Below are 11,917 nucleotides of genomic sequence, written 5' to 3'. Positions count from 1 at the left end.
TTTTCTCTGCAGCCACTCTTTTGTAAGCCCTTTTATGCACTGAAATAAGTGTAAGTTGCTGTGAGACAAAGGGTAAATGATCGGAAAATCTTTTGCTTCGAGGTGGTGAATATTTTCAGTTATAGGCAAACCTTTATGCATGCTCGATAACCTTGTATTACTCTTAGGGTAAGAAGACAAGATTCAAGCCTGCCTCTAGAAAGATTCTCGCGTCAGTTATCTTTCTTTCAATTTTTCAAAGAATGTGCTTACTGAGGGAAGCAGCATTTGACTTGATAAGTTATGCTATTAGGTTCTCTTTATTATACTATTAGATTAGGTTCTCTTTATTATACTATTAGTATTATGCTTTGCTTCCGTTAACTTAGGAGCATGGAGTAGTTCTTAAATGATTAAGAACTACTCATTTTAGATAGTTTAGATTTTACTATTTACTTCATTGGGCTTAACCGTAGAATTTTCCCGTCATCCTGGTCAGTTAGTATGTAGACGGAGCCATCAGGAGCCTGTTCTACATCTCGTACGCGCGTTGCTAAAGGAATTCGCTCTATCTCTTCCGCCTGGTCGCCTTTTATTTGAACACGTACAATGCCACTGCTGGTTAGCCCTCCAATCAATGCGCTGCCTTTCCATTCAGGAAACATGGAACCAGTGTAGAAAATCATACCAGAAGGAGAAATTGTTGGTGTCCAGTGAATCACTGCATCGACAAACTCAGGTCTAGTTGTGGGGTTGGGAATTTCTTCACCGTCGTAGTGCTTGCCCCAGCTTACAGTCGGCCATCCGTAGTTTTCCCCAGCTCTAGGTTGGTTTAGCTCATCTCCTCCCAAAGGTCCCATTTCTACCACCCACAGCTTATTAGTGCTTGGGTCTATGGCTGCACTTTCAATGTTGCGATGGCCATGCGACCAGATTTCGTCCCTTGCGTTTGCCTGCCCTACAAAAGGATTGTCTTTGGGTACTGAACCATCAGGGTTGATGCGAACAATAGTGCCTAGATGGTTAGAAAGATCCTGAGCAGGCTCAAATTTGAATCTTTCTGCCAAGGTAAATATCAGGTGGCCCTGAGGTGTAAACACAATTCGCCCTCCGAAATGGTTAGGACCTTCTACTTTTGGCTCCTGCCTAAAAATGACTTTAAAATTTTTGATTTCGTTGCCCTCTAGTTTGCCGCGGCCTAGGGCTGTTGAGGCCGTATTGTTCTCCCCAGGTTCAGAAAAAGATAGGTACACCAATTTGTTTTGCTTAAAATTAGGGTCTAGCGCTACATCTAAAAGTCCTCCTTGATCCGATACAAACACCTTAGGGGTGCCCTTAAGTGGCTGCGATAGTTTATTGTTAGTATCTAGTATCCTAAGATTGCCTGAACGCTCTGTAACAAGCAGTCGCTTGTCTGGCAAAAAAGCCATACCCCAGGGGTGGTTCAGATCTTTTGCTAATTCCTCAACGCTTACATCGCCTGCTTTTGTTATTACAGCTGATTTTTGAGAAAAGGATGGTCCTGCTATCAAAACACATATTAGCATTAGAATTGCACAGCGAACGATGTATGATAAAATTGTTTTTTCTGATGTTTTCATAGTTTAGTTATGTCCTTCTTGCATGATGTTACTTTCCTTAATAACGCAGCTAAACAGTTGATGTTCTAACCTTTACTTTTTAATTTATCACACACATGGCAAGTGGGAGGTGGTATCTATTATTAAAAGAGGCTACTCCTGTTATTGGGGCGGCCTCTTTTATATTTCAACTGTATGTACTAGAACCACAGGTTTTTTGCACCTTTTTAACAAGCGGTAAACGTGGGGTTGCGTGGGCATCTTGTGTATAATAAAATATGCCTCTGCCGTATGTATTGCTTTTCCAGCAATGTGCTCCTTGCGTTTGCATGGAAGCTTGAAGTATATAGCGGCCAAAGCTTTAAGCTAAAATTTATAATAAAGGTTCTGCTAATTTTGTTGAAGATTCCTCAGTATCTTTACAAAAGATTTTGCTTAGTGTGGTTGTAGGGCATCAACCATAAAAAAGGCCACTTCTACTGTCTGTTAATCTAACTAAAAATAAACCTAAGCAACACACGCATGATCTTGTATCAAAACGATATCATAAAATTAGAATATGCACCTGCTATAGATGTGCTTTTTATAGAGTGGCCAGACTTTCAGGAGTTGATTATGCCTGAGGTCAAAGCTTCAATCAAAGTACTAATTGAAAATATCAGGAATTATGATGTGAAATATCTGCTAATTGATGTAAGTAAATCTGTCGTAAAACTCAGTGGCGAGGAATATAAAGCGATTATGGTGCAGTTTGTATATGACCTGGTAAACACAACTCGCCTACAAAAAATGGCTCGCATCGTGACCACAGATGCTGAACGGGAGAAGAGAATTAGCGAGATCAGGGACGAAACGAATCCATCCTTTCAATACAAAACATTTACGAATAGAGAGGAAGCAATGGCTTGGTTAGTTGAAAAGCCATCTCTAGTGGAGCTATAAGTTTTACCGACGTATAAAAGGCAGAAGAGGCAACCAATCTATGGTTGCCTCTTCTGCTGTAAAAGGTAATTGTGTAATATTATTTCCCCTCTGATGCAACTTTCAAGGCAGCTTCTAGTGCTGGTTTAGGTTGGTAATTGCGGTCGAACAGAAGCGGATAGCTAGTTCTGCCCCGCATAGGCCAATCGTTGAGCCAAGAATCATTATCTGTGACGCCCCAGAAAGTAACACGGCTAATTTTGTCGCTGTGCTTTTGGAAGAGTCTGAAGATTTCGGCATAACGATCTGTTAGTTGTTGCTGCACAGAGTCTGGCAAGCCATCTGTGTAAAGGTTATACTTTTCGTCAAACTCAAAAGTAGCGTCTATGTCGGCTCCTTGCCTGTTGCTAGGGTTAGGTAGCACATCAATATCAAGCTCTGTAATCATTACTTTGCCTAGTTTTGAGAATGCTACTATACTTTCCTCAATCTGCTCTAAGCTTGGGTTCTTTAGTCCCCAGTGCCCTTGCATGCCTATACCGTCTACTTTTATACCCTGTTCCTGCAACTTGCTAACCAAACGGATGGCACCGTCACGTTTTTCAGGCTTCCACATGTTGTAGTCGTTGTAGTATAGTTCGGCCTCTGGGGCAGCTTTTCTGGCTGCTTGATATGCTTTAGCCAGAAATTCTTCGCCAGCTATCTGCAGCCATTTGCTTTGGCGAAGGGTGCCGTCGTCGTTCAAGGCTTCGTTTACTACATCCCAGCCATCAACCTTTCCGTTGTAGCGTCCTGCTACTGTGCTAATGTGGTCTTCCATGCGCTGCAGTAGTACTTCTTTACTAGCAGGGTTTCCTTGTGCATCTTCAAAAACCCACTTTGGCGTTTGGTTATGCCACACCAATGTGTGCCCTACCACAAATAAGTCATTCTGCTCGCCTAAAGCCACATAAGCATCTGCGGGAGCAAAGTTATATTCGTTGGGTTTTGGGTGTACAGATTCCCATTTCAGAAGATTTTCTGGGCTTATGGTGCTAAAATGTTCTTTCATGATAGCTGTGGCCTGTGAGTCGGCTCCAAAAGCTTGTCTGCCGTTTACAGCAGCACCTACATAGAAGGCATCTTTATATACTTCTTTAAAAGTTGCAGGGGCTGTTGCCTCTGCCGTGGCGGTTTCGCTTGTCTCAGCCTGGTTAGGGTTTGAGCACGAAGCTGCCAGAAGGGCAAACGCTAGAGCGGAGGCTGCAAAGGTTCTGTTTTTTTTCATGTTGATTTTTATGTACTAGTATGCGTTTGGTTAGTCTTTAGTAACGGTACACTTTTACAAGTTGAATGCTGGGAGAACCTACAGGAAGCTTAAATGTGATCCCTAATTTCCACCAGCCTCCTAGCCACTTTCGCGTATGCTTGCAGATTCTGCCAAAGGCTCTTTCTGAGAATCAGAGGCTACAGTAACTGTATGCCCTTCGCCTGCTACTAAATACTCGCAGAACTTTTTGTATAAATTAAAACCCGATGGAGTTTCCGCCATCTACTGGCAGCACAGTGCCTGTTACATATTTAGCTGCATCGCTGGCAAAGTAGTAAACAGCTTCGGCTACATCTGCAGGTACTCCCAGCTTGCCCATTGGCGTTCTCGATAATACTTTATTTTTCCGTTCAGGATCATTATTAAGCGCTTTGGCCGACATGTCGGTGGCAATAAAGCCTGGCGCTACACAATTAATTCTAATGCCCATAGGAGAGAGTTCAACTGCCATGGCTCTGGTCATGCCCTCTATGGCAGACTTGGAGGCGGAGTAGGCAATAACTTTTGGTATGCCATACTGCGAGGCCATTGAGCTGATGTTAACAATGCTGCCACCTTCATTCGGTATCATGAATTTGTTTACAACCTCACGGCTCAGTGCAAATACAGCGTTTACATTGGTAAGTATAATCTTCTGAAAATCTTCATCGGTTACCTCCGAAAAAGGCTTCTTCATGTTGATTCCTGCATTGTTGATCAGGATATCAACTTTACCAAATCGTTGGGCAATTTCTTCTACAAGCGAAGGTATTTGCTCAAGGTTTGATAGGTCGAATGCAATAGTAGTGCATAAGTCGCCAAAGCTTTCCTTTGCTTTCTGTAGCTTTTGTTCATCTCTACCGATGACAATCGTTTGGATACCGCTTTGTACAAATTTCTCAGCTATGGCATAACCCAGTCCTGATGCGCCTCCTGTTACAATAGCTGTTTTAGGAGTTTGCTTTGTGTCTTCGTTCATATGTTATTTTATTTAAATACCTGGAGCAAATTTTGGATCTATTTGCATGTAATATTCTAGTGTATGTGCTGGCTTTTCTACGCCTTGCGGCAATGGCCTTTTAGAGAAGGTCTGGAAGTACAGCAGGCACGCATCTCGCCACCACACTGCCTCTTTTTCCTGAATGCTCAGGAAAGTCTTTACATGTCTAAAGCGTTCTGGATCTACAAATCTTTCCATGGAGTTCCATGTCTGCTGCATCTGCCTTACGGAATCTACGCCGCTTTGGTATCTGTAAGCTAGCTCGTTCCACAGTTCTCTGCCCGATTCTGTTTTATAATCCCAAGGTAGGTGGTGGAACCACAACAGGAACTTTTCTGGGCAGGTTTTCACGTTTCTGAATTTCTTCTGAACGGGAGGTAAGTACTGTGCAATGGCATTGCTGCCTGTTGCGGTACGGTCGAAGCCAATCCCGTTTTCGTCTGCCTGATGATAATAAACAGAAGTCCAGTCAGCGCGCTGCTTGTCTTTTATCCAAGGGCCAGGTCCGAAGTGGTGGCTCCAGCCCATGATGTGGTGCAGGCCAAGCGGTGTCATGTAGTTTACCAGTGCCTCATGCGAACCCATCATCATCTGTTTTACAGGGCTTATAAATTGGTTATTGTTCGTAAAGGTCATTTTAAGCCACTCATCCGCTATCTCCGCAGAACCTAAGGTGTGGTCCCAGGCAAGGCGGCCATAGCTGTACCAGTTGGCTTGCCCAAACTGGTGACCGGTCCAGTTGCGGTCTGTGCCTATGTTGCTGACGCCTGCAATGCCCGTTAAAGCGTGGTTGTCTATAGTGCCGTCAATGACTTTGGCTACTGTAGATCCTTTGCCTTTAGCATAAGTATCAGATTCTAATACTTCTTTAAATAAAGGAGAAAGATAAGCTAAATGTGTTCCCTGCCCCAGGTACTCCTGCGTTATCTGGAACTCCATCATCAGCGGTGTTTTGGGCATGGTGCCGAACATTGGGTGGAATGGCTCTCGTGGCTGGAAGTCAATAGCGCCGTTTTTTACCTGCACCATTACGTTCTTTCTGAAAGTGCCATCTAACGGTTTAAATTCGGTATAAGCTTGTTTGGCTCTGTCATCAGGTACCTTGTCGTCGTACACAAAGGCACGCCACATTACAATACCACCGTTTGGTGCCACGGCATCAGCTAGCATGTTAGCACCGTCAGCGTGTGTTCTGCCGTAGTTCTGCGGTCCTGGCTGGCCTTCAGAGTTAGCCTTCACTAAAAAACCGCCAAAGTCAGGTATATGTCTATAAATTTCCGCAGCCTTATCTTTCCACCACTGCTGTACTTGTGCGTCTAGAGGATCGGCTGTTTTCAGCTCACCTATTTCTATAGGTGAGCTGAATCTAGCTGTCAGGTATACCTTCAGTCCGTAAGGGCGGAAAGCATCTGCCAGTGCTTTAACTTTAATTAGATATTCTTCTGTTAGCACTAGTGCATTAGCGTTCACATTGGTAAGTACCGTGCCGTTTATACCTATAGAGGCATTTGCTCGGGCATAATCAATATAACGCTGGTCAATGTAATCAGGAAGTTTGTGCCAGTCCCAGAGCGAAAAGCCTGAATAACCACGCTCCACAGTTCTGTCTAAGTTGTCCCAGTGGTTTAGTACACGGTGCTTTATTTTAGGCGTACTTGTTATAGCTACATTCTGAATGCTTTGGTGGGTTTGTAGCAGCCTTAAGAAATGGAATGTACCGTACAGCGCTCCTATATCTGTGTTGGCCGCAACTACCGTGCTTTTCTTACCGTTGATAGTTGCAGATTGTATCAGGTAGCCTTCGTCGCCCAGGTTCTTCAGTTTATTGTTTAGCTTAAGCGATGCGACAGTTGCCGAACTGGCAGGTGTGCCTACCACAAGAGCACCACTAGATTGGGTTTGTCTGCTTGAGGAAGGTATTGTGCGGCCAAGTAGGCCCTGAAGGGCCATGTTTAGTTCATTTTTGGCAACTGATAGCGTAGGAGAGTTGCCTTCTATAACTACTTCGGCAATAGACTGCTGATACTCTTTTAGCCGATCGCTGTTGTTTACAAGGTCGTACCTTTGCCACAGCCTGTAGCCATCTTCGGCATGTGCGGGTGGAGTAAAAGCTACACACAGTAGCATGAGGATGGTTAAAAGAGCAATAGTCTTATTTTTCATATCAGTCTTTGTTCTAAATGGTGTTAATTGTAAAGAGAGTGCTCACTTGCCAAAATGGGTATAATACACTCATATGCATCGTTAGTTTAAGAAAGTTTACTTTTCAAGGAAGAGTCTCTTATAATCAAGTCTGACCTTAATGTAATTGTGTTCGTGATAGTAACGTCTGATAATCCATTCAGGAAGTGAATCAGGCTTCTGGCAGCAACCTCTCCCATTTCATAGCCAGGGTAGTCTATCGTTGTCAGGTTGGGCTCTATTACTCTTGTAAGAGGATCATTATTGAATCCTACTACGGCAATATCCTTAGGAATAGACATGCCTGCTTGCTTCAGCGTTTTCATGCAGCTAACGGCACAGGTGTCGTTAGAGACAAATATTCCGTCTGGTTTAGAGTCCATTGCTAATATCTGCTGTGCCGCCTCAATACCAGCCTCCTCACTTAAAGTGTTGGTGATTACGAAAGAATCTTCAAAAGGAAGATCATTATCTATCAGTGCATATTTGTAGCCTTTTAATCTGTCGGAGTAAACATTTCTGTTAAGGTTGCCGCTGATGTGGACTATGTTCTTGCACCCTTGTTCTATTAGGTGGCTAGTGGCTTTATAGGCCGCCTGAATATTATCTATTAAAATGTTGGTGCAGCTTTTATGTTCAGCTACACGATCATAAAAAATAACAGGTATGGCTTTGTTAATAAATGGCTCAAAATGGTCTAAGGATTCTGTGTTGTAAGCTAGGGATACCAACAGACCATCTACTCTACTATTAAACATAGTATTGGCATTAGCAATCTCCTTCTGCACATTCTCTAAAGATTGGCTGATGATCAGGTTATAACCAGCTTCGTTGGCTACTTTTTCCATGCCAGCAATCGCAGATGATTGAAAAGGACTGTTAAGCCTTGGCACTATTAAACCTATGGTATTGGTGCGCTGCTTTCTAAGGTTGCTGGCAAACATATTAGAACGATATCCCATTTGGGTTGCCTTCTCATATATCTTCTGTTTGGTGTTTTTGTTTACCGCTGGGTGATCGTTTAGGGCCCTGCTAACTGTAGTGGGGGAAACTCCAAGCCGTTTAGCTATATCATATATTGTTGTTTCTTTCTCCATCACAGGGTGCTATCGTTTAAGACAAATTAATGCAATCGGTTTCATTTTTGAAAGCGTTCAACTCTTTTCCTTTTCAATATCTGCAAAAAAAATCAAATAAGCGATCGTTCTTAGTGTTTTTGTGTAGGTACATCTTTATATAATCGTAAAAAATAGATAACAAATATTTGTAGAACCTGTAAACATGTGTCAAAATATGGCTGAAGGCTTTAAAGTGCTTAATTAGTTACCCTTCGGGAATAAATAAAAAAAGTTTCTGCAATCGGTTGCAAATGTGGGGAAAAACTTTCAAGTTTACATCAGAAGTGAGAAGTTACTCACTTGTGTGGCTGAAATTTAGACTTAAATGATGGCAGTGGCTATGCTGCAAGGTGTTGATAATCACTGTAAATGGTTTGTAGGGTGTGTTATTTGAGAAAAGTTTTTTAGCAGTTAAGCTAAAAAACCTTGTTGCTAGAAGCTTTTGACGCCACTGGTTTGAAGGTTAAGTTGCTTCAAAAGTGGATACTTACTTTCAAGCTATTTTGCTAAGGAGTGCTGCAGGATAAAATAAGGTAAATGAAGGAGCGGTGGTAGCGACTTTGTTTGCTTGAAAAGCAGGAGTAAATAAAGAATAACCATAATCTACAGTTATGCCTCAGGGCTTCGTGCTGCACATGCGGCAATGGAGGCTGGAGCAGGAGTTTAAGAGTCTCATTACGTTAACTAAATTTAAAAAAAATCAGCTTTTATGAAATGCGATTTTAAAGAAAATCCTAAATCAACGACTATTCTGGTTCAAGCACCAAGAGTCTTTCGATTGCTAAGCTTACTGCTGCTCTGCCTTGCAATTAGCACAGGGGCAATGGCACAAAACTCCCCTTTAACTGTAACAGGTCGGGTAACTGATGAAACTGGTATGGGCGTGCCTGGTGTAACAGTACTCTTAAAAGGTACTACCACTGCAGCGCCAACCGATCTGGATGGAAACTATTCCATTAATGTGCCTAACGGAACAGGTACATTGGTTTATTCCTTTTTGGGATATCAAACACAGGAAATTCCTATTAATAACCGAACTACCATCAATGTAAACTTTAAAACCGATGCCAAAGCGCTGGATGAGGTAGTGGTAGTGGGATATGGTACGCAGAGAGCAGAAGCCGTGACAGGCTCAGTTGCTTCAATAGGCGCAGAAGAGATTGCCGAAGTGCCAACCGGTAATATTACGCAGGCTTTGCAAGGGCGTTTACCAGGTGTAGAGTTTGCGCAATCATCTTCTCAGCCAGGCGCCTCTATGCAAATCCGGATTCGCGGTGCGCGCTCCATCTCTGGCGGAAATGACCCACTGGTAGTGCTGGATGGCATTCCCTTTCCTGGGTCTATCTCCGACATCAATCCCAACGACATCAAAAGCATTGATATACTGAAGGATGCCTCGGCAACTGCCATTTACGGCTCGCGCGGCGCCAACGGCGTTGTGTTGGTTACTACCAAATCAGGAAAAGCAGGGCAGAAGCCCCAAGTAAGCTATAATGGTTTTCATGGTGCCAAAACGGTTTTTTCTAAATACAACATGATGAGTGGCCCAGAGCTTTTTGCGTTGCGTCAGGCAGCTGGACCTGGACAGTTTCAAGGACAGTTAGGGGAAGATGAGGCTGAAGGTGTAGACACGGATTGGCAAGACCTGTTATACAGAACCGGTATCACGGCAAACCATAACATAGGTGTTTCGGCTGGCACTGAACAAGGTAGCTACAACTTTAGTGTAGGCTACAATAAGGATGAAGGCGTGATACCAACGCAGCAGTATACCCGCTACTCCATGCGCGGCGGTGTGGACCAGGGAATAGGAAAACGATTCCGTGTTGGCTTCACTACATACAATAACTATAGCCTTACGGAAGGCTCCAATGTAGGCTTGTACAACATTCTGAGTTTGTCGCCTCTTGCCAACCCTTACAATGAAGACGGCACTTTGAAAAGAACCATCCGGATGCCGTTGGACGAAACGTGGCTGTATACAAGAGACATGTTAGAAGGAGGTGGTTTAGATGATTTATGGCTAAACCAAACCAGAGCTTTTGCTACCTACAACACCCTGTACGGCGAAGTGCAGATACCAGGCGTGGAGGGCTTAAAGTACCGTGCTAACCTTGGCCTGAATTACCGCCAGAGTCAGGGAGGCGCCTATACTGCAGCGGGAATAAATAATATTCTGGCAACCACCCCTTCCACTGCTTCTGTCAGTAACCAGGTTACGACTGACTGGACCTTTGAAAACCTGCTGACCTACGACCGTACCTTTGCAGGGAAGCATAACATAAATGTGGTAGGCTTATACTCTGCTTCAGAAAGGCAGATGAACGGATCAAGCATGGCGGCAAGAGATATTCCCTCCGACGCCTTCCAGTTTTATAACTTAGGACAGGCTGCCGGCGAAATTACTGTTAATCCTGATAACCAGCCGTATGAGCAGAGAGGCCTGTTGTCGTGGATGGGACGCGCCATGTATTCTTATGACGACCGCTATATGCTAAGTGCTACCGTACGTTCCGATGCCTCCTCTGTGCTGGCTCCAGGCTATCAATGGAATACCTATCCTGCCGTTTCAGTAGGATGGAACATTGCCAGAGAATCGTTTATGCAGGATGTGAGCCTCATAAATATGCTGAAATTGCGTCTAGGCTACGGACAAACCGCCAACCAAGGTATTAATCCCTACGCTACAATTGGCCTTCTCGACACCAGGCCTTATAACTATGGGCCCGATAACTATGCAACTGGATTCTATGTGCCGGTGCTGCCTAACCTCGCTTTGGGATGGGAAACCTCTAAGACATGGAACTATGGAGTAGACTTTTCTATCCTGAACGATCGTCTGTCAGGCACAGTAGAGTATTATAAAACCGATACCGAAAATGTCCTGCTGAACCTTGGATTGCCTCCTACATCGGGGGCGAATAATTACAATGCAAATATAGGGGCAATACAAAATAAAGGACTAGAGCTTTCGCTAAACGGAGTTGTTTTGGACGACGTTAATGGTTGGACATGGGACGTTGGAGTCAACATCTACGGCAACCGCAATAAAATTGTGTCGCTTGCTTCGGGTGCACCTGAAGATAGAACCGCCTGGCTATTTGTAGGCCAACCTATCAATGTCATCTACGACTATGAGAGAATTGGTCTCTGGCAAGAAAACGATCCGTATCGGGATATCTTGGAACCAGGTGGCAATGTTGGCATGATTAAAGTGAGATATACCGGCGATTACAACGCCGATGGTACGCCTGTAAGGGAAATAGGGCCTGATGACCGACAAGTCTTGAACGCGAATCCTGATTTCCAGGGAGGCTTCAACACCCGCGTAGGGTATAAAGGATTTGACCTGACCGCTGTAGCGGCTTTCCAAAGAGGCGGAATCCTCAACAGCACACTCTACGGAGCTTCAGGCTACCTTAATCTGTTGAACGGACGCCGGAATAACGTAAGCGTGGACTACTGGACACCAGAGAACACCGATGCCAAATATCCAAATCCAGCAGGTTCAAGAAGTGGCGACAACCTTGACTATGCCAGTACCCTGGGCTATTTCGATGCCTCGTACCTGAAGATACGCACCATTACACTTGGTTATAACTTCAACAACAGCAACTGGCTGGAAAAAGTTGGCATCAGCAACATGCGGTTTTACGCCACAGCGCAGAACCCATTTGTGATGTTCTCACCTTACCACAGAGAATCAGGAATGGACCCTGAAACCAACTCATACGCTGACCAAAATGTGGCGTCAACTGGCGGTGGCACACCAAGACGCCTGCTGACGATTGGCACAAACGCGCCGTCTACGCGCAACTATCTGGTTGGTCTCAATGTCACTTTTTAAAAT

7 protein-coding genes are annotated in these 11,917 nt (G+C 44.1%); 2 read left to right on the top strand and 5 right to left on the bottom strand.

Going from position 1 to position 11,917, the window contains the following annotated elements; all coding sequences use genetic code 11:
* Positions 1 to 431 precede the first annotated feature (431 nt).
* The gene (locus tag LN893_RS10965) at positions 432 to 1,580 is read right to left on the bottom strand and encodes a PQQ-dependent sugar dehydrogenase (RefSeq protein ID WP_229969883.1); all 1,149 of its coding nucleotides are present in this window, start codon (positions 1,578 to 1,580) and stop codon (positions 432 to 434) included.
* A 501-nt stretch (positions 1,581 to 2,081) separates the two neighbouring features.
* Between LN893_RS10965 and LN893_RS10960 the strand changes: the two genes are divergently transcribed.
* The gene (locus LN893_RS10960) at positions 2,082 to 2,501 is read left to right on the top strand and encodes an STAS/SEC14 domain-containing protein (RefSeq protein ID WP_229969881.1); all 420 of its coding nucleotides are present in this window, start codon (positions 2,082 to 2,084) and stop codon (positions 2,499 to 2,501) included.
* Positions 2,502 to 2,580: 79 nt separating this feature from the next.
* Here LN893_RS10960 and LN893_RS10955 read toward each other — a convergent pair whose 3' ends face one another.
* The 4 genes from LN893_RS10955 to LN893_RS10940 form a co-directional block, all read right to left on the bottom strand.
* A complete protein-coding gene (locus tag LN893_RS10955; protein WP_229969879.1) occupies positions 2,581 to 3,747 on the bottom strand; it encodes an endo-1,4-beta-xylanase in 1,167 nt (388 codons plus the stop codon).
* Positions 3,748 to 3,985: 238 nt separating this feature from the next.
* The gene (locus LN893_RS10950) at positions 3,986 to 4,747 is read right to left on the bottom strand and encodes an SDR family NAD(P)-dependent oxidoreductase (RefSeq protein WP_229969878.1); all 762 of its coding nucleotides are present in this window, start codon (positions 4,745 to 4,747) and stop codon (positions 3,986 to 3,988) included.
* Positions 4,748 to 4,759: 12 nt separating this feature from the next.
* Entirely contained in the window at positions 4,760 to 6,931 is a 2,172-nt protein-coding gene (locus LN893_RS10945) for an alpha-glucuronidase family glycosyl hydrolase (RefSeq protein WP_229969876.1), read from the bottom strand.
* Between the two features lie 86 nt (positions 6,932 to 7,017).
* Positions 7,018 to 8,046, bottom strand: a complete 1,029-nt coding sequence (locus tag LN893_RS10940) for a LacI family DNA-binding transcriptional regulator (RefSeq protein ID WP_229969874.1) — start codon at positions 8,044 to 8,046, stop codon at positions 7,018 to 7,020.
* Positions 8,047 to 8,890: 844 nt separating this feature from the next.
* On the opposite strand from LN893_RS10940, the gene LN893_RS10935 reads away from it, so the two are divergent.
* A complete protein-coding gene (locus tag LN893_RS10935) occupies positions 8,891 to 11,914 on the top strand; it encodes a SusC/RagA family TonB-linked outer membrane protein (RefSeq protein WP_229969873.1) in 3,024 nt (1,007 codons plus the stop codon).
* The last annotated feature ends 3 nt before the right edge of the window (positions 11,915 to 11,917 follow it).

The sequence above is a fragment of the Pontibacter harenae genome, assembly GCF_020907245.1.
Lineage (GTDB): Bacteria > Bacteroidota > Bacteroidia > Cytophagales > Hymenobacteraceae > Pontibacter > Pontibacter harenae.
This window is presented reverse-complemented; position numbering and strand designations above follow the sequence as displayed.

Coding starts and splice junctions, on each gene's coding strand:
- LN893_RS10935 (WP_229969873.1), top strand. CDS start 8,891: ATGGCACAAAACTCCCCTTTAACTGTAACAGGTCGGGTAACTGATGAA.
- LN893_RS10940 (WP_229969874.1), bottom strand. CDS start 8,046: ATGGAGAAAGAAACAACAATATATGATATAGCTAAACGGCTTGGAGTT.
- LN893_RS10965 (WP_229969883.1), bottom strand. CDS start 1,580: ATGAAAACATCAGAAAAAACAATTTTATCATACATCGTTCGCTGTGCA.
- LN893_RS10950 (WP_229969878.1), bottom strand. CDS start 4,747: ATGAACGAAGACACAAAGCAAACTCCTAAAACAGCTATTGTAACAGGA.
- LN893_RS10960 (WP_229969881.1), top strand. CDS start 2,082: ATGATCTTGTATCAAAACGATATCATAAAATTAGAATATGCACCTGCT.
- LN893_RS10955 (WP_229969879.1), bottom strand. CDS start 3,747: ATGAAAAAAAACAGAACCTTTGCAGCCTCCGCTCTAGCGTTTGCCCTT.
- LN893_RS10945 (WP_229969876.1), bottom strand. CDS start 6,931: ATGAAAAATAAGACTATTGCTCTTTTAACCATCCTCATGCTACTGTGT.